Origin of the sequence: Pelagimonas sp., assembly GCF_050633425.1 — a bacterium.
Classification (GTDB): Bacteria; Pseudomonadota; Alphaproteobacteria; order Rhodobacterales; family Rhodobacteraceae; genus Pelagimonas.
In genome coordinates this window covers 21528-39028 of sequence record NZ_JBOEGM010000032.1, presented here as the reverse complement: position 1 = coordinate 39028, position 17501 = coordinate 21528, and the positions used below count along the sequence as shown (strand labels likewise).

At 54.7% G+C, this 17501-nt stretch carries 18 protein-coding genes; 15 read left to right on the top strand and 3 right to left on the bottom strand.

What is annotated here, in order from left to right:
* Positions 1–39 precede the first annotated feature (39 nt).
* The 15 genes from ACRBB0_RS22915 to ACRBB0_RS22845 are packed head-to-tail and all read left to right on the top strand — an operon-like array spanning position 40 to position 11589.
* Positions 40–669 carry a lytic transglycosylase domain-containing protein gene (locus tag ACRBB0_RS22915; protein WP_431376800.1) on the top strand — a complete coding sequence of 210 codons (630 nt, stop codon included), beginning with the start codon at positions 40–42 and terminating at the stop codon, positions 667–669.
* Complete coding sequence (locus ACRBB0_RS22910) at positions 666–956, top strand: TrbC/VirB2 family protein (RefSeq protein ID WP_431376799.1); 291 nt, start codon at positions 666–668, stop codon at positions 954–956. The genes ACRBB0_RS22915 and ACRBB0_RS22910 overlap by 4 nt, the downstream gene beginning before the upstream one ends.
* Positions 957–968: 12 nt before the next feature.
* Positions 969–1247, top strand: a complete 279-nt coding sequence (locus ACRBB0_RS22905) for a type IV secretion system protein VirB3 (RefSeq protein WP_431376798.1) — start codon at positions 969–971, stop codon at positions 1245–1247.
* Entirely contained in the window at positions 1237–3600 is a 2364-nt protein-coding gene (locus ACRBB0_RS22900; RefSeq protein WP_431376797.1) for a type IV secretion system protein B4, read from the top strand. The genes ACRBB0_RS22905 and ACRBB0_RS22900 overlap by 11 nt, the downstream gene beginning before the upstream one ends.
* A complete protein-coding gene (locus tag ACRBB0_RS22895; RefSeq protein ID WP_431376796.1) occupies positions 3597–3824 on the top strand; it encodes a hypothetical protein in 228 nt (75 codons plus the stop codon). The genes ACRBB0_RS22900 and ACRBB0_RS22895 overlap by 4 nt, the downstream gene beginning before the upstream one ends.
* Complete coding sequence (locus ACRBB0_RS22890; RefSeq protein ID WP_431376795.1) at positions 3824–4969, top strand: lytic transglycosylase domain-containing protein; 1146 nt, start codon at positions 3824–3826, stop codon at positions 4967–4969. The genes ACRBB0_RS22895 and ACRBB0_RS22890 overlap by 1 nt, the downstream gene beginning before the upstream one ends.
* Positions 4969–5811 carry a type IV secretion system protein gene (locus ACRBB0_RS22885; protein WP_431376794.1) on the top strand — a complete coding sequence of 281 codons (843 nt, stop codon included), beginning with the start codon at positions 4969–4971 and terminating at the stop codon, positions 5809–5811. Before ACRBB0_RS22890 ends, ACRBB0_RS22885 begins: the two co-directional genes overlap by 1 nt.
* A 15-nt stretch (positions 5812–5826) precedes the next feature.
* A complete protein-coding gene (locus tag ACRBB0_RS22880; protein ID WP_431376793.1) occupies positions 5827–6480 on the top strand; it encodes a virB8 family protein in 654 nt (217 codons plus the stop codon).
* Position 6481: 1 nt separating this feature from the next.
* Positions 6482–7180: a TrbG/VirB9 family P-type conjugative transfer protein gene (locus tag ACRBB0_RS22875; protein ID WP_431376792.1), complete on the top strand. Its 699-nt coding sequence runs from the start codon at positions 6482–6484 to the stop codon at positions 7178–7180.
* Positions 7177–8514 (top strand): TrbI/VirB10 family protein, encoded by a 1338-nt coding sequence (locus tag ACRBB0_RS22870; protein ID WP_431376791.1) that lies wholly within the window; start codon positions 7177–7179, stop codon positions 8512–8514. Before ACRBB0_RS22875 ends, ACRBB0_RS22870 begins: the two co-directional genes overlap by 4 nt.
* Entirely contained in the window at positions 8515–9510 is a 996-nt protein-coding gene (locus ACRBB0_RS22865; protein ID WP_431376790.1) for an ATPase, T2SS/T4P/T4SS family, read from the top strand.
* Positions 9497–9703 carry a hypothetical protein gene (locus ACRBB0_RS22860; protein ID WP_431376789.1) on the top strand — a complete coding sequence of 69 codons (207 nt, stop codon included), beginning with the start codon at positions 9497–9499 and terminating at the stop codon, positions 9701–9703. The genes ACRBB0_RS22865 and ACRBB0_RS22860 overlap by 14 nt, the downstream gene beginning before the upstream one ends.
* Positions 9700–10104 (top strand): hypothetical protein, encoded by a 405-nt coding sequence (locus ACRBB0_RS22855; RefSeq protein ID WP_431376788.1) that lies wholly within the window; start codon positions 9700–9702, stop codon positions 10102–10104. The genes ACRBB0_RS22860 and ACRBB0_RS22855 overlap by 4 nt, the downstream gene beginning before the upstream one ends.
* Before the next feature lie 10 nt (positions 10105–10114).
* Entirely contained in the window at positions 10115–11200 is a 1086-nt protein-coding gene (locus ACRBB0_RS22850) for a type IV secretion system protein (RefSeq protein WP_431376787.1), read from the top strand.
* Between the two features lie 26 nt (positions 11201–11226).
* The gene (locus ACRBB0_RS22845) at positions 11227–11589 is read left to right on the top strand and encodes a helix-turn-helix domain-containing protein (RefSeq protein WP_431376786.1); all 363 of its coding nucleotides are present in this window, start codon (positions 11227–11229) and stop codon (positions 11587–11589) included.
* A 64-nt stretch (positions 11590–11653) separates the two neighbouring features.
* Here ACRBB0_RS22845 and ACRBB0_RS22840 read toward each other — a convergent pair whose 3' ends face one another.
* The 3 genes from ACRBB0_RS22840 to ACRBB0_RS22830 are packed head-to-tail and all read right to left on the bottom strand — an operon-like array spanning position 11654 to position 16992.
* Complete coding sequence (locus ACRBB0_RS22840; protein WP_431376785.1) at positions 11654–13720, bottom strand: type IV secretory system conjugative DNA transfer family protein; 2067 nt, start codon at positions 13718–13720, stop codon at positions 11654–11656.
* Complete coding sequence (locus ACRBB0_RS22835; protein ID WP_431376784.1) at positions 13713–16430, bottom strand: relaxase/mobilization nuclease domain-containing protein; 2718 nt, start codon at positions 16428–16430, stop codon at positions 13713–13715. Before ACRBB0_RS22835 ends, ACRBB0_RS22840 begins: the two co-directional genes overlap by 8 nt.
* Positions 16417–16992, bottom strand: coding sequence for a helix-turn-helix domain-containing protein (locus tag ACRBB0_RS22830; RefSeq protein ID WP_431376783.1), 576 nt, complete (start codon positions 16990–16992; stop codon positions 16417–16419). The genes ACRBB0_RS22835 and ACRBB0_RS22830 overlap by 14 nt, the downstream gene beginning before the upstream one ends.
* Positions 16993–17501: the final 509 nt, after the last annotated feature.

Here is a 17501-nt window from a genome sequence, read left to right as displayed (position 1 = left end):
GCGCTATCTCTTCTCAGCACCCCCGCAATCGCGCAAAGTATGGTGCTGGTTATGCAGGGCGATGGCTCTTTGGAAGCCTCGACCTCACAATCAAACTTCGCAAGAAACTACAATGATGGGGTGGGGCAAGGCTCCGCCTCGCAAGAGCTACAGCTCTTTGGTAGTGGCACTGAAGATCGAGCCACGCCAGAAGGTGAAGGCTTTCGGGTTGCTTCGGTAGCACCTCGCGCTGCCCAAGCCCGCCCCGAAGTACTTGCGGCTATTGACGAGACAGCGTTGCGCTATGCAAGCCACCCTGCCCTTAGACGGGCAGGATTGTCGGTCACCGAATGGCGTCTCCTGTTCCGTTCAAACATTGAAATTGAGAGTGCCTACAGAACCAATGCCCGCAGCCACGTCGGCGCGATTGGGCTGGGTCAGCTCATGCCAGAGACAGCGCGCGACCTTGGGGTCGATCCGCACAACTGGCGACAGAACCTCGATGGATCGGCCCGGTATCTCTTGATGATGCTGGTCCAGTTCGGGGACGCGCGACTTGCTCTGGCGGCGTACAACGCCGGACCGGATGCAGTCACGCAACACGCGGGTATTCCGCCTTATCGCGAAACCCAAAACCACGTCAGCCGCGTGCTGGCCGTGTTCAACCGGCTAGAGGGAGAAAACTCATGAAGCCTACCACTACCAATATGGTGACACTGTGCGGTGTGCTGCTGATGCTGGCGCAACCGGCCTTGGCACAGTCCATCGACTTGTCACCTGTCCAAACGCTGTTGCAAGGGATTGTTGACGCGATCACCGGCCCCCTCGGGATCGTTATCGGCACACTCGCGCTAATCGGCGTTTTCTTGTCCTGGCTCTTTGGCATCCTCGATTTTCGGCAAGCCCTTTGGGTGGTTGTCGCTATCGCAGGTATCGCTGCCGCGCCGACGATTGTTGCTGCGATCTGGACTACGTAAGGAGCCGACAAGATGGCAGAACAGTCCCGTCTCTTCCTTGGCCTTGTAAGACCTCCCAAATTGCTGGGCTTGCCCATCATGTATGCAATGGTCTGGTTGTTCGGGTCTGTTCTCGTCTTCTTGTGGGTCCAGCATTGGGGCGTCGCTATCGCGTCGGCCCTTGCCTATCCCGCCCTGTGGAAAGCCGCAGATTGGGACCCGAATTTCTTGGATGTTGTCGCAACCACGTTGCAGGAAACACCCCCGACCCCGAACAAGAAAATCCACGGAGGGGACAGTTATGCCCCGTGACGACAGCTTTGATCCGATGACACTTTTGCCAGATTGGGTAAGAAAAGAAAAAGAGCTTGCCCACATGCTCCCGTATGTGAGCCTAGTCGATGATCACACCGTCCGGACGCGCGGAAACGAGCTGTTCCAGTGTATCCGTCTTGAAGGGGTGAATAGCTACACAACCGACGACGAGCACCTTGACAAAATCCGCGCGCTTTTCGCGTCGATCATTGCTCAGATTGGCCCAGAGTTTTCATTCTATGTCCACAAAGTTTCCAAGGCAATCGACCCTGCCTTAGACCCCGTGAAAGGCGAAGATTTTGCAGCGCAAGTCGATAAGGCTTGGAACACCTTCCTGAGTGGAAGCGGTCTCCGCGACAAGACGCTGACCTTGACTGTTTTGCACCGCCCTGCCCTCACGTCCAAGCTACCATTCAGCGCGAAGAAATCAATCGCGTCGATCAAGGAACAGACAGAGAAACGAATGCGACGCATGAGCGAGGTCATTGGGTTTCTCAAGTCCACCTTCGCGGACATGGACCCCCGGCTGCTGTCAGCGTCCAAGGGTGAGTTGTTGGGCTTTTTGGGCGGGCTGAACACCGGGCAAGAACTACCACTCTATCCAGCATCAAAATACGGCTTTCTTGCGCAGGATGTTGCCAATTCTAGGATCACTTTTCGGGGCACTATTTTCGAAGTCTCCGAAGGTGCGGTTGGCTCTCGCTATGGCACAAGTTTTGCCATTAAGAACTACCCTGCGAAAACGTCCTGCACGATGTTTGATGAGTTGAACCTACCCGTCGATATGGTGGTCACACACTCGTTCACTCCTATCAATAGCAACCTAATGGCTGGCCGCATCAAGAGGCAAAAACGCCTCATGCGGGCAGCGGATGATGGGGCTATTTCTCTCGAAGCCGAGTTGGACGAAGCGCTTGATGATCTGGAATCGAAGCGTTTGAGCTTCGGGGATCACCACATGACTGTGACGGTGTACGCATCCACCTTGGAAGACCTCGACACAATTGCCGGGGAGGTCCGCAACACCGCTGCGACCGAAGGCGTCAATATGGTGAATGAAGCCTTTGCCTCTCGCACCCATTTCTTTGCACAGCACCCCGGTAACTCAGCAAAACGCAGCCGAAAGGCGGCGGTGACGAACAAGAATTTTGCAGACTTCGCAGCCTTCCATCGCACTCCGCTTGGAAAGCAAGGGCATGAAGTGCCGTGGGGAACCACCATTTCAATGTTCCCGACGCCCGAACGGTCTGCTCACTGGTTCAACTATCATGAGCAAGGATCACCGGACAAAGAGCCGACCGGAGGGCACACACTGATTCTGGGGCGACCAGGCTCCGGTAAGTCAGTCTTGTCGGCTTTTCTGATGACGCAAGCACGGCGGGCGGGCGCGCGGATTTTCGTATTCGATTATCGCCTCGGTATGGAAATGGCCGTTCGTGCGAATGGTGGCCGCTATGCAGCGATCAAAGCTGGCGAAGCAACCGGGCTGAACCCGCTGTGGACGGAGATTGACGAACGTGGACAAGCGTGGCTTGCTGATTGGCTCGCGTCGCTCATCCATCGAACAGACAAACCGCTTACTCCGTCTCAGACCAACCGTATTCAAGAGGTAGTTCGCCAGAACGCGACGGTTACGGACCCAACTCTGCGGAACTGGAAAGACTTGTCGTCGCTGTTCGTTTCGGTGGATGACAACGGCGATCTTCACGACCGTATGCAGGAATGGACAGCAGAAGGTCGTTACGGGTGGATCTTCGGCCAAAACCAAGAGGACACCTTCTCTCTCGATGGCGACGTTGTTGGTTTCGACCTAACGGGGATCTTGGACAGTGAAAGCGAAAAGGAACGCATGGCCGTTCTGTCGTACCTGTTCCGCCGCGTAGAGCGGGTGATTGAAGATCGCCAGCCCACAATCATCATCATTGATGAGGCTTGGAAGGCTCTCGACAACGGATACTTTGCTGAACGTCTTTCGAACTGGCTCGTCACTGCACGGAAGCAAAACGCCGTAGTCGTGATGATGACGCAGTATGCCAGTCAGCTCGAACAAACTCGGACAGGCAAGACAATCATTGAGGCTGTCCCGACGCAAATACTGCTCCCGAATATTCGAGCCAACGCGTCGGACTACGCCATGCTGAACCTGCACAACAAGGAACTTGATGTGTTGCTGAACACCGGCAGCAATTCGCGCCTTGGCTTGGTCAGAGACGATGAAGGGTCGGTGGTCATTAATGCCGATCTAAGCGCCCTAGGGCCGCTTCTAACCATCCTCGGCGGGATGGAAAAAGGTGAACAGTTGGTGGGTGCCGATTACCGCCAGCGACCGGATTTTTGGAGAGTAAAATGAAACGGACAACAGTTATTCTTGTAGGCGTCCTGTCTCTGAGTGCCTGCACAAACTATCAGGGACCGAAAGCGAATTGCTTTGATGATGCGCAGGTCACTCGCTCTGCCAATAACTTCATGTCAATTGCTGCAAGCGACAACGTAGTTGTCTCGACCCGCAATGCTCCCGTGAAAAACTGCTCATTCGAGACGCTTGGCGCTCCAGCGGGCACAGGGGGGCAGTAATGCGTAGAACCCTCACATATACGGCGATTGGCCTGATCTGGGCCACGTCTGCGGTCGGTCAGGGCGTGCCTACCGTGGATGGGGGTTTGGCTATCAGAAACCAAGCCGCGAACGCTCATCGCGAAGAAGACCTTGCAACGCAACGGGAACGCTTGACCACTGCCGAAGCGATAGCCGAAATCGAAGAAGAACAGCTTTCGGTTCTTCAACAGATTTTGGATGCTCAATCCAGTTTTGGAGGCCAAGGCATCCCGGCGATGGTAACTGGCCTCGAAGATGGCGAACTACCAGAACAGTCGGCGGATGCACTGTATGCGCCGGTTGATAGCAACCCTGCCGGAAACCAGATGTTCGGGGACGCAAACCTGAACATTGAACAGCTCATCATCCGCGTGGCTCAGGAAACCCACGGATTGAGTGGCGTTGGAACAGCCGGGTTGTCGGTCGTACAATGGCGTTGCCTTCTGCAAGCTTTAATCTGGCAAGAAAGTCGCTTCACCATCGGCGCACGCTCGCCAGTTGGTGCCTTCGGTCTGACGCAAATCATGCCGGGTACAGCGGGCGATCTTGGCATTTACCCAGCCTACTATGACAACCCCTATTTGCAGGTCGAAGGTGGCGCGCGGTATCTGGCGCAAATGCTTCGCATGTTTGATGGCAACATTATCCATGCACTCGCAGCTTATAACGCCGGTCCAGGCAATGTGCAGAACTATGGCGGCGTTCCTCCTTTTCAGGAAACGCAGCACTACGTTCAAGTGATCCCGCGCAAATACAACGAATACCTGGCCCGCGTGGGCGGTATCGACGCGCTTGGAACCATCGACCCTGCCCTGCTCGCCAACTCAAACCTCTCAATCTCTGGGGTTGGTGCAAGCTATTATGGCAATAGCTCGATGCAGAACGTCGAAGCTGCCGCATTGCGTGTCCAGAACATCGTTCGCCGGATCGGTCAGACGCAGGACGTTCAAGAAGCGATGGCCCTCAACTCTTATGCGCGGGCGGAACTCGTTCGTCTCGTTGCTGTTCTGACCCGCCTGAAAGCGGCACGCACTCGTCCTTTGAGTGACGCAGAACTGGCGATGGCCGCTGCTCAACTCAAGGAATCTGAATTTATGGACTTCACATTGGAGGATCTCGACTAATGGAAAAATTCGTCACAACACGGGCGTTCATGCGCTCAACCACCGCAGCAATCGTTCTTGGCGCAATCGGATTTATTGCTGCGCCCGGCCTCATCGGGGGCGGCGCAGCATATGCCCAAGGTGTCCCAACTGTGGATACCCAAAACATCGCGCAGGAGATCCAACAACTACGGCAAATGATCGAAGATGAAGTTCTTCAAAATGAACAACTTCAACAAGCTCTAGCCCAGCTCGAAACGCTGCGCGAACAGTATGCCCAACTCCAAGAGACCTATGCCGCTCTAACCGGTCTCATGGAACTGCCTGAAATCATCACGACGCAGTTTGAGGACGAACTTAACGGCATCTTGGATCAAGAGTTTGGTGACATTATCGCGACGATCGACGCGATCAAAAACGGCGATTGGTCCCAGCTTGCAGGCAATGGTGCGTCGGGCATCCAGACGCAAATGACGCGTGTTTTGGCCGACGCCGGTTTTGATGAAGATACCTTGTCGGAAATGGCGAATAGCGGTGCCGCTGGCGCAGAACGCACAGCTCAGCAGGCCACGACTGGCGCGATGATGTCTGCCGCTGCTCAGAACAGCTACGAGGAAGCCGGTCAATCGCTTGAACGAGTGGACCGCCTCGTCGGCATGATTGGCGACATGGAAGAGCTGAAGGACAGTGTTGATCTGAATACGCGGGTCACTGCCGAACTTGCAATCGCTCTTGTCGCGCAATGGCAGTTGGAAGCTGTGCAAACCGTTGGAACCGGGCAAGCCGGTGTGATCGACGCTGCGACTTTGGCCGAAGAACAACAATTCATGGACTTCACATTGCCGACCCTTTCGGCTGACTAACCAAGGAATAAAGACGTGACGAAGGAACAGGAAATCATTGAGGAAGAACTGATCTACGGCGCTCGGCGGCGTGAACAGTTTTGGCAAAAGCTGGGGCTTTCAGGATTGGCGTTTGGCGCGATAGGCTGCCTTGCGGCTGCGGCTGTGGCAATCCTCGATGTAGACCCTGAGCCGGTTGTCGTGCCTTACAACCCAGAAACAGGGATGGCGCTCCCCAACGCTTCGGTGGGCGCTGTCCGTGTAACGGAAAATCAAGCGGTGATTGAATCGGTTGTATTCCGTTATGTGACTGACAGAGAGACGTACAATCAACTCGATAATGATCTACGTGTGCGCAGTATCTTGGAACGATCAGATCGCGCTGCCGAAGCCTCGATGCGTTCTCTCTGGGATAGCGCCAATCAGAACTATCCGCCGACTGTGTACGGGCCGAATAGCCGCCTTGATGTGGAAATTCTCAGCATCAACCGGATCGGCTCCAACCGTGCCCAAGTACGAATGCGAAAGCGTCTAACCTCTCCGCAAGGGGTGCAGGCTGGACTTTTCACCGCGACCTTACTTTTCGAGTTTCGCCCGGAAGAACGTCGCTCAATTGATGATGTGTGGAGCAACCCTTTCGGCTTCACCGTCATCGAATATGCCATCCGCTCGGACAGATTGGAGAATTGATATGAAGGCATTAAAACCAACCATTCTGTCTCTGGTTCTCGCTCTTGTGGCTGAACCCGTGCTTGCAGAAGCCATTCCGCGCTCAGGAACTCATGATCGCCGTGTTCGGGTCGCCACCTATCAAGACGGTCAGGTCTACCGCCTCAGCGTGAGTTTGACCCACGTAACGACCATCGAATTTGGTCAAGGCGAAACGATCCGCTCAATTATTGCAGGTGACACAGAAGGATTTCAGCTTGACGGTGTGCCGGGTGGCCGCGCCTTTGCTGTGAAACCGAACGCACGCGGTGTTCATACAAACATTACAGTCTACACCAACCGTCGCAGCTACTACTTCAATGTCCAAGAAAACTCGTCCCCAACTTACTATGTGGTGCAGTTTCGATATCCTGAAGACAACGCCCGGGTCAGGAACGCGGTCGCGCAACAGGCCGCCAACTACAACTACGCAGTCAGCGCCCGGAAAGAGTTTACGCCAACCTCCGTTTGGGACGATGGGACGTTCACTTATTTCCGTTTCGCACGCAATGCTCCAGTTCCGGCCATCTTCCGAGCCACTGGCGGCAATGAACGCACGGTCAACAGCCAACGGGTTGAAAACGGCGTGATGCGAGTTTCGGGCGTCAGTAGGCAATGGGTACTTCGTCTCGGTGATGAAGTCGTGTGCATTCAAGCAACAGCAGGAGGGGCAGGCTCATGAGCGACACTAATGATCTTGAAAAACGTCTAGCAGCGCTGGAAGGCGGCAGCACATCCGCTCCCGCCAAGAAAAAGCCTTCCGTCGCGGTGGCTGCGGCCGGAGCGGCAGGTATTGCCCTCTTGGGCGGGTTCGCCTACCTAAGCCTCCAGGGCGACGATGAAGCTTCGTTACCCACTGCTCAGCCCGAAGAATTTCAGGCTGAAGGGCAAGGGTTTGGCGAGATTGATCCGTTCGTCCCCCCTCCCCCACCTGAACCTGAAATCCAGATTGTTGAGACGCCGGTTGAACCCAATGCAGAGTTGTTGGCGCAACTGGCCGCGCTTCAAGCTCAGATCGAGGCAATCAAGAATGCGCCTGAACCTGTCGCAGAGGATGACACGGCGGCTGCCGAAGCGATGCAAGCCTTGACTGAACAGATTGCAGCCTTGCAGGAGTCATCCGAAGCAGCACAGGAACAATTCCAAGACGCTCTAGCAGAACGCGACCGGGAACTGGAAAAACTTCGGATGGACCTTGAGCTAGCGCAATTGCAGGCCCCTGCGCCAGCTCCGGCGCCCAATGCTATTGACGACGCCGAAGCACGACGCCTTGCGGAGCTGGAACGCCGCCGCCAAGCCGAAATCGCTTTCCAACAGGCGCGCATCGAATCCCCGACCATTGCATTTGGTGGTGGCGCAGGATCGGATGGCGGGTCCGAACTGACTGAACGGACGCTTGGCCGAGTGCAAGACTTCGTGGTCAACGGCGCATTGCCTGCACCCGTCACACAGGCAGAAATCATCGCCAACCCTTCGAACACTGTTGTTCAAGGCACAATGATCCAAGCTGTAACGGAAACCGCGCTTGATAGCTCTCTGCCTGGGGCCGTGCGTGCCATCATTTCGGAAGACGTACATGCCTATGATGGTTCTCGCGTCTTGATTCCACGAGGTTCTCGACTGATTGGTAGATACCAGTCCGGGGCTGAAATCGCCCAGAAGCGTGTAACTATTGCTTGGGACCGCATCATCATGCCGGACAACCAAACCGTTGTGATCAGCGCGTTTGGCGGTGATGAACTCGGCCGGTCCGGTGCAACCGGGTTTGTAGACACTCGCTTCGGTGAACGGTTCGGGTCAGCAGCTTTGATATCGCTGATCAGCGCCTTACCCGGTGCGGCGGCTGCGCAGGTTGAAGATGAAACTTCGGCAGAAGTGCTAGAAGATGTTGGCGATGATCTGGCAGACGCAACCGATAGCGTAATTGGCGACTACCTGTCACTTGGTCCTGTGATCTATGTCGATCAGGGTTCGCGCATCACAGTTATGGTAGATCGGGATTTGGAGATTTTCTAAGTGGCATCGAACTATCTCCAACAAAGCCTGGATAAGTTGCCAGACGCCAAACGGGATGATGTAATCGAAATTTGCGTCAACCCCGACGGCTCTGTGTGGGGCGAATTTCAAGGCGACCATTTCATGCGTCGCCTTGAGACTGTTCTGACCCAGACGGAAATAAAAGACCTTTCTAATCAGATTGCATCCGCTGCCAGCACTACGATGAGCAAAGACAAACCTATTGTCTCTGTCAGCGTGACCTATCGTGGGCGGCCCATACGAGCGCAGGTTATTCAACCGCCAGCCGTGAGGGATGGATATTCCATCGCCCTACGTTTTTTTTCAACAATGTCGCTGGACGATATTGAACTCAAATTCCTCTACGGCACTGAACGCAGCCTAGAAGTGGATCGCCAAAACAGGAACCGCGAACTACGTGAGGTTGTAAAGGGCGGTGACATTTATGCTGCCATTAAATTCTGTGTGGAAAATAAGCTGAACATGATCGTATCGGGCGGTACATCCACCGGGAAAACTGTCGCCGCGCGGAAGATCCTCGCATACGTGCGGGATGATGAGCGGATCATCACGATTGAGGAAGCTGCTGAACTACTGCCATCGCAGCCCAATGCGGTTACGCTGATTTCGAACCGCGATGTGGCGGCGCAATCGGCTGATACTTTGTTGACCTCAACCCTTCGAATGCGGCCCGACCGGATCGTGTTGGGGGAGGTGCGCGGCCATGAAGCCATGACCTTCCTTGAAGCTATCAACACGGGTCACGGCGGCTCGATGACGACGCTCCATGCAGAAACACCACAATTGGCGGTTCAGCGCTTAGCAATCGCCGCTCTTAAAACTGATGTGCCAATGACTTACCGGGACATGATACAATATATAGAAAGCTCGATTGACGTGATCATTCAAGCTGGTCGCCATGAAGGTGATCGGGGGATTACGGAGTTTTATCTACCCGGAACGTCAGAGAAGGAGGCGGAAAATGAAACAGTATGAACACGAAGTTCTGATCTTCGATGTGAGCAACAACAAGGGCGTGACCAAAATGCGCGACCAACTCGCTGAGTGGGGTGCGGCAGGTTACGAGCTGGTGTCTGTCGTTTCTGGCGACATGCACTCGCGGAGCGTCACCGCATTCCTGAAACGCGAGGTTGATGGCCTTCACGTAGAGAATGGAGAAGCGGCATGATACGGGTTGCGATCACGGCCGGTATTGTTGCCGCGACATTCGCTGCTACGCCACTATCCGCCCAAGTCAAAGTTACGCTTGGAAGCGAAACGCCAAGGGCTTGTCCTGATCAGCCACCACAACCTGAGTGGGTGGATAATATCCCTTTGCGCGAGGCACATAACAAAGTGCTGATACAGCAAATGTATCGCGCTCAAAGCATGCAAGCGGTCGCGGAATCGGGTGACTGTTCCTGCGCCACCAGGTTCCCATCTTGGGAAGCGGTCGGAACTACATTCTTGGAAGCCTACGCCTCCTTGGACCGCTGGGGCGCAACTGAACGAACCGAGGAATACCGTGACCTTGCCAATGAAAATCGGAAGGTAGCAAAGCCAATTTGCGAGCAACAAGGCAACTGGTGAGGAAGAATAAATGAGTGTCGTTACATACTTTGTGGAAACAGCCGAGGGCTACTTGAACACTGCTGCGGAAACACAGTTTGGATCGGTCGCAGCTACAGTCGGCACTTTGATTAACCTCGCCTCGATCATCTTGGTGATCATGGTTTTCATTAACATGGCATATCAATATCGCTCTATGGATGGCCGAACGGCATTCTGGCTAGCGATAAAAATAACGCTTGTCGGGGTGTTCGCGCTCAACTGGACGCAATTTAACTCCTTCGCAACGGCAATTCTTAATGGGATTGATAGCATTGCTGGCGCACTCGTAGCGTCCGTTGGTGGCGGAACACCTGGCCCATCAGGCACGTTCTCCGAAGAATTTGACAGCCTCATTGCATCCCTTGGCGATTACCTCAATGCGGCTGGATCGGAGCTAAACTGGATGGCCGGGGCGATGCTCGACATTCTCGGTGTTCTCTTGCTCTCCATCCTCGGTGGCCTTGCTGCTTTCATCCTCGTCGCGTCGCGCCTGATGATCGCCCTCCTAATCGGGATGGCCCCAATCATGATCTTCCTGACGCTTTTTGAAGTTACCAAGGATTATTTCGCACGTTGGCTTTCAGCACTCATTTCGTTTGCACTGTATCCGGTCGTCGTTGCGGGCGTCTTTGCAACGATAACTGGTGTGTCCCGTGCGCTGCTGGGCGAGTTGGGTGATCCCGAAGGTGCCTCGAATATCGGCGCACTTATTCCCTTCTTCATGATGGTCCTTATGGCAAAGGGCTTCATCATCGCGACACCATTTATCGTGCGGGCTATTTCCGGCAACATCGTCATGCCTGCGCTGACTAGCGGTATGGGCGGCGCGTATGCCTTCGGACGGGCCTTGGGGGGCAGTCAGCAAGCTTACAATCGCATGGGTGTTGGCACCGCCAGCGGTGCGGAAGTGATTGCCATTCGTACACGTCAGGCGATGGGACTTGGCCGACCAAGCGAGACGATCAATCGACAGCAGCCAGCGAACAATCAACCCGCGCCGCCGCCGCAATCAACCGGTACGGGTCAGCAAATGGAGCGAATGAAAGCGCGCTCAGACCGGCTCAAAGGCAAATAGACAGTTATTGGAAAAGGTCGCGCATAGTGGCAAATTCAGTTGATAGACACGTTGGCCGCAGAATCCGAGCGCGGCGCTGGCTTCTCGGACTTACTCAAGCGGATCTTGCAGAAATTGCAGGCGTAAAGTTCCAGCAAATCCAGAAGTACGAGACAGGTAAGGACCGCGTTTCGGCGTCAAAACTGTGGTTGATTGCTGCGGGATTGGAAACCAACATCCCCTTTTTTTTCGAAGGTCTTGGAGCTGACGGTACTGTTTCTGCCCGCTCCACAGACCTGGCTAACGTGCTTCAGGACAAAGAAGCTATCGAGCTTGTGAGGGCTTACTATAACATTCCACAACATCTTCGCGAACAACTATTCAAGCTCGCGCGAACCCTCGCATCTTAATCCGTCTTTGAAGAACGTGAAAAGGCCCGCTTGATAGCGGGCCTTTTCTCTAGGCTTCAGATCCTTAAGCAATAGCGGAAACTTTCGCGCCCCCCTGCCCTTCTTTCGTGATTTCTGCTGCCAACTCGGCCAGCTCGTCCGACGCCGAGTCCAGGGCGTCTAAATCGGCGTCCGTAACGGTATCTGAGTTAGGCAAGTCGAGACGTTGCTGAACCGATAGATCGAACTCGCCCTGCCGGTCCTCAAAGTCTCGTGTAGCCTGCACAACCGCTTTTGCGCGCCGTTTACGTGAGGACGTTTTGACGGTCGCCCGATGGGGCTGGTTGCTAGCAAGGCCAACGGATGCGTCCTTATCAGCCGTGGTTCGTTCGGCCTTTTCCGCCACTTCGGCCCCTGCCCCGCCTTCGGGCATCGGGGCTGGATTGGCCGGAACCATGTCCTCACTCTCGGCTGGCTCGTTCTTAGACCCGGATGTGAGCGACGTTTCGGGGAAAGGAAGATCGCCGGTTTGCGCTTCGCTGATCGACTGGAAAAACGGGTCGTCAAAATACTTGATCCGTTTCGCGCGGATCGGCATTTGGGCATCCACAACAATAATAATATCATCGAGCGGCAACCGTCGTGCCTCGTCTTCGGGCAAAAGCGATGTTTCTTCGGTTCGCTCTGACATACTGCGGCCCTCGAATGGGTTCTTTCCGATGGCCCGGGACCGAGTAACAACCCGTTTGGTCGTCTTGCCAACCGCCTTGCTTAGTTCCTCCACAGTTTTTTCGTCCGAAGGTGTCAGGTAGAGCTTTACGCCCGCGTTCCCCTGCAGGGCGCGACGGGTGTTCTCACCGTAGATCTCATCCAGGGCCGGGATGGTCTGAGTGACGATTGCCAAATGTCCTTTGTAGGAGCGCAGCGTCTCAATACTGTCGGTGACAATTGGCATTTTCCCAAGCCGGTTGAACTCATCAAGCATAATCATGACCGGCCACGGCTCGTCCGGACCTGGTTCTTTGTCCTGCAACGATGAAATCAAATCAGAAAAGAACAGTCGGATGAGGGGCGCCAATGGCTTCACCATGTTGGGGGAAACAACAAGAAAAACGGAAAAAGGTTGCTTGCGTATGGTTCGGAAATCAAAATCTGAAACCTGCGTCGCCTTGTCGATCGCGGGGTTGCTCCACTGGTCCAGACCAGAAGTCATCAGCAACGAAACATATGAAGTCAGCGTATCGTTGTTTGTTGATGCCAGTCGCTCGAATATCAGTTTCGCCGCTCGGTTCTGAACTTCATCACGGCGCTTCATAAACTCTTTCTGTTTGTTACCACCGCTCGCGCTGATCTGGTAAATCTCGCCCAATGTTGGCCGGCCACGCTCGAACGCCAAAAGGCCGGCAGCGACAAACAGATCAATACCACCTTTCAAGAGCCCCTGAACACGGTCGCTATCTGCCTGCAAAAACAAGGAAGCAAGCAACTGTAGTTCCATCTGCTTCCGGTCTGGATCTTCCAGCTCCGCGATGCGAAGCAAGGGATTGTAACGATGGCTTCGACGGTCATGCCAGTCAGTCGGGGCAAAGCGGAAAATCTTGTCGCCTTGCGAAGCTCGATGGCGCGCGGTCGCTTCGAAGTTTTCACCCTTCACGTCAAGAACCACGGCAGATCCTTTGAAGGTCAACAGGTTCGGAATCACAAATCCGGTTGTTTTACCACGGCCTGTCGGCGCGACGATCAACGCATGTGGAAAAATCTTCGAGCTGATCAGTGTCTTTTTGCTCCTTGGCTTTCCCAACTTGCCCAGGATAAATCCGCTGCCCGGTTTACTGAAAAATCCGTTCTTCCTCATGTGTGCGGGCTTTTGCCATTGTGTCTTGCCGAATTTCGTCAGCGCGTTTCCAGACAGCACGGCGCTTAGTAGAAGGCCAGCAAGTCCGAAGCCTCCAACAATCAAGTTGACCAGGCGAACGTCCTGTGGCCGATAAGATCGCATGTCGAGGTAGTTTTGGGCCAGCCACCAAAAATCTAGCTCGGCTCGGATGCCGTAGTCTCGGAACGTCAGAAAAGCGGTCGCAACCACGTATCCGAGAACAAGCGACAGAATGGTCAGTAGGACGATACCAACGGCGATTTTTCCCTTATCCATGTGTCTGCCCTTTCTCTGTATTGGCATGGACATGCTTCAACCGCTGCGCATCGTACTCTTCCTCGGCAATCTCAGAGACAACTTCGCGAGTGGCCTCGCTATTCGCGGTTGCTTCATCGGATTGTAGGTAAGCCTTGGCGGCGTAGAGACGGTCCAGTCGATTATCAATGACTTCCGAAAGCGCTTCGCTGTCACCGTTACGCAGTTCCTCAAGGCGCTCGTCGCTCAATTCACGCTCTATTTCCCCACGGTAGATTTCTCGGCTGCGGTCGTCGGGGAACGGCGAGTTGATCTTGTCGTTGCGCTCATGCTCGATGACACGGGAAATTTCCTCGTTTTGGACGCCTGCACCGCGATAATCACGCATGGTAAGTTCAAATTCCCGAACCTCCCGGTCGCTGAAACCATCCCGGCGAAGCCCATCACGCATTGCTGTTCCGTATCTCTCGGCTGTGTCACGCAGCAATGCATCGGTACGCCGCTGATCTTCAACCGATAGCTGACCGTTGTGTCTGTCGTTAGCCAAGTCACGGAATGCAACCGCCATTGCTCCTCCATCCACCACGCGGTTGTCGCTGGCATCAATTCGGTTCCGCTCAACTACCAGCGGCTCAAAGTGAGTGTATTCATTTGCGCGGTCGTCAAACTGGTCTCGAACGCCACGCTCAATATCGGCAATCGTGTCTCGATCTTCTTTGGCAATTCCTTCACGCTCAGCCCGTTCAACACCAACCTCCGTTCTGATCCGGTCGGCAACATCTTCGCGATAGTCCGCTTCTGCTGCCGCTTCGCGCTGTGCTTCTTGGATTGCCTCTTGGTCATTGAGGCTGGTCGAAGTCGCATAGGTTTGTCCAAGACCGCGCGCCAGATGATCAGGCATGTCGGGATAGCGCTCTTTCATATCCTTCGCGACAGCCTCGGCAATGTCATCCCGCGTATCGGCCCGCTCCATAATCTGATCCACTTCGCCACTGATACGGTCGGCAAGGCTCTGATCGACGATCCGCTCTCTGTAGGGATCATCCGCATACACCATCGCCGGTGAGCCGATGATTTCCGGCCGGTCACGCAGATAGTCTTGCTGCTCTGCGGCGATCCGGTCGCGGGCAAGCACCTCAATTTCACCCCGTTCAACCATCCCCTGCACTCGGTCAAAGCGGGTGTCGAAATCCTCTGTATCCGCCCGCTCTGCCATCAGCTCGTCACGGATTCGGCTACCCATGCGGTCCACACTGGATTGGTCCATGTGTGCCGAAACCCGGTCTGCGGCCTCTATTTCCTCAATGACACCATCGTCGCGCAAAACCTCGGCGCGTTCCAATGTTTGTCCTAGCTGCACATGCACTTGATCCAACTTCGCCGCCGCCGCTTCCAAACCCTCCTTGCGTTCAAGATTGAGGCCGTCCGTCTTTGCAATCTTAGACAGATCATCGGCCATCCAGCGTTGCTCAAGCCAAGCATTGCTGGCCCCCTGCTCTACCCGGGCAATGACAGCGGACGCCGAAATACCAGTACCACGCAACGCTGTTTCGATCTGGGCGCGTGTTTCCGGCTCACGCAAAGCGGAAACGGCATCCTTGTTAATGTTCGTCTCAGAATAAACGCCTGTGTCAGAGGCAGCATCGTTCAGCGTTGCCGAACGGACCCCGACAGGCTGCATATGTGCAACATTCCGATAAATCGCGTCCAATTGCTTTTCATACTTCGCCTTCATCGCATCCGGCGCATCACGCACGAATTTTTCTACCGTTTCTGCACGCTCGGCAAAACGGCTTCTCAGTTCATCAAAGGATTCCTGCGTAGCCATGTAAACTTCTCCATTCTGTTCAAGCTGCCCGCCCTGCCCCAGCATTTCGCTGGCGAGGGCTAAGGCGTTTGCTATGTCTTCCCGGTTTTCGGCCGACGCCTCTGCGGCCAAGGAACGGTAAATTTTCGATGTGCTTGCGATTTCGGCCAATGCCCGGTCCAGGTCGCGCCCAACCCGCTCGCGGGCTACGGGTTCTCGACCTTCTGCCTTCGCGGCGTAAACCTCTTTTGTCCTGGGCGCGTAGGTCAGAACACCGCGATCAATGCGTCGTGTTGCTTCCAGCCGCACCCCAACCTTTTCGGCTTCTTCGACCATCGCGGTTCGAAAGTCGTCATAATTGAAATGATGATCCCGCCCGAGATAGAAATACTCACCTTCTTGAGAACGGCGATTAAGAACGACATGGGCATGAGGGTGTGCCCTGTCCTCATGAACCGCGATTAGGTAATCGAAATTTCTCTCTTCGTTTGCAAAGAACCGTTCCGCCACAGCGGACGCAATGTCACGCACGTCAGCGCCCCTTGTTCCGACAGGGAAAGACATAAGCATGTGGGTTGTGTGTCCCATTTTGGGACGATAACCCTCGTCCCATCGGCTCGAAAAACGATCAACAACCGATTTGATTTCATCCGCGTTCAATTGCTTCTTCCCATCGAGAACACCGCGGCTATCCACGATGAACGACGATTTCGTTGTCAGGTATTCGAGCTGGTTGGAAAGCTGGCTCTTAGTATGAGTTCCGCCGGATCGGATGGCCTTGAAAACGGCGGCTCTATGGCCTTTGGCCGCACGCGTCATCTGTTTCCGCTTTTCGCCAAGCCCTTGCGTGGACCCGCGCACACGGCTCCAGCCTTCGCGGAAAATCTCACCGGTTACGGCACTGACTGCATCACTCTTCGCCATCAACAAGCTCCCTTAATGCCTCGTTGACAGACAGTTTGATTCCGTTCGTTCGCCGTCGAACCAGTAGATCAACTTGATCTGCGAAATCCAAAACAAACCCTGCAAGGCTGCGCATCTGGGTTAAGCTCGCTCGCCCGAAGGGTGGCTTTATGCCCTTGTTGTTCGCCTCATTCATCCGCTTAGCGATCTGCGTGACGTTGTTGCCAACACGGTTTAGCGCAGCTCGAAACCCTCTCAACTCATCGGCCAGGTACTCGTCAGGTTGGAAAATCTCGTTTGCAGACTGGATCAATCGCCGCATTGCTTCCGACCGACTTGAAACACCATGACGCGATAGGACTGCTTCAAACGCCCTCAATTCCTCGGGGGTGATTGTCGTACCGATTTGGACAGTACGAATGCCGCTATCGCGTTTTCGCGTTTTTTCGCGCCGCACAGTGTATTGGATTGTCCGGGGGGTAACGCCAAAACGCTTTGCAAGCACCTGAGTAGAAACGCCTTTTTGCGTTTCTCGGACGATTTCCAATCGCTCCAAATCAGACAAGCGGTGGCGACTAGCCATTGCGAACATACACTCCCTATTTCCTGCCAACTTCATACAATCACTTAGGTTTTGACGCAATTATAAAAGTGTGGCACACATCATAATATTGTCAAAACCGTTAAGAGTGAATTGTATTCCGCTGCAAACCGAACCCTCCGGGTGAGGTTGTCGAGCCGCAGGTGAGACCGGCCCAAAACCGAAGGTGACGGCCCACTAGTCAAAATTGGCCGCTAAGCGGCCTCAACTTGCTTTCCGCCCCCTTACCCCCTCCATAGAGCGGCAATGGCGTTTCTCGCGGCTCTCCGTGGCTCACAGGCGAGTTGCGCCCCCTCCCCTGCCCCGCCACTACATCGATCCTCCGCCCGTAAGGCCATTCCGAACACCAATGACGGTAAACTTTGCCGAACAAGCAACACGGTACACGGTACACGGTACACGGTACAAAGCGCAGGCAACACGGCACAAGGAACAGGCAACACGGCACCTGCAACACGGCAATGTGAACAGTCTACACGGCACACGGCACA

Bases quoted from the DNA above. Each gene is read 5' to 3' on its own strand.
- ACRBB0_RS22905 (WP_431376798.1), top strand. From the start codon at position 969: ATGGCAGAACAGTCCCGTCTCTTCCTTGGCCTTGTAAGACCTCCCAAA.
- ACRBB0_RS22840 (WP_431376785.1), bottom strand. From the start codon at position 13,720: ATGGATAAGGGAAAAATCGCCGTTGGTATCGTCCTACTGACCATTCTG.
- ACRBB0_RS22835 (WP_431376784.1), bottom strand. From the start codon at position 16,430: ATGGCGAAGAGTGATGCAGTCAGTGCCGTAACCGGTGAGATTTTCCGC.
- ACRBB0_RS22890 (WP_431376795.1), top strand. From the start codon at position 3,824: ATGCGTAGAACCCTCACATATACGGCGATTGGCCTGATCTGGGCCACG.
- ACRBB0_RS22855 (WP_431376788.1), top strand. From the start codon at position 9,700: ATGATACGGGTTGCGATCACGGCCGGTATTGTTGCCGCGACATTCGCT.
- ACRBB0_RS22860 (WP_431376789.1), top strand. From the start codon at position 9,497: ATGAAACAGTATGAACACGAAGTTCTGATCTTCGATGTGAGCAACAAC.
- ACRBB0_RS22875 (WP_431376792.1), top strand. From the start codon at position 6,482: ATGAAGGCATTAAAACCAACCATTCTGTCTCTGGTTCTCGCTCTTGTG.
- ACRBB0_RS22900 (WP_431376797.1), top strand. From the start codon at position 1,237: ATGCCCCGTGACGACAGCTTTGATCCGATGACACTTTTGCCAGATTGG.
- ACRBB0_RS22830 (WP_431376783.1), bottom strand. From the start codon at position 16,992: ATGGCTAGTCGCCACCGCTTGTCTGATTTGGAGCGATTGGAAATCGTC.
- ACRBB0_RS22870 (WP_431376791.1), top strand. From the start codon at position 7,177: ATGAGCGACACTAATGATCTTGAAAAACGTCTAGCAGCGCTGGAAGGC.
- ACRBB0_RS22850 (WP_431376787.1), top strand. From the start codon at position 10,115: ATGAGTGTCGTTACATACTTTGTGGAAACAGCCGAGGGCTACTTGAAC.
- ACRBB0_RS22910 (WP_431376799.1), top strand. From the start codon at position 666: ATGAAGCCTACCACTACCAATATGGTGACACTGTGCGGTGTGCTGCTG.
- ACRBB0_RS22915 (WP_431376800.1), top strand. From the start codon at position 40: ATGGTGCTGGTTATGCAGGGCGATGGCTCTTTGGAAGCCTCGACCTCA.
- ACRBB0_RS22895 (WP_431376796.1), top strand. From the start codon at position 3,597: ATGAAACGGACAACAGTTATTCTTGTAGGCGTCCTGTCTCTGAGTGCC.
- ACRBB0_RS22885 (WP_431376794.1), top strand. From the start codon at position 4,969: ATGGAAAAATTCGTCACAACACGGGCGTTCATGCGCTCAACCACCGCA.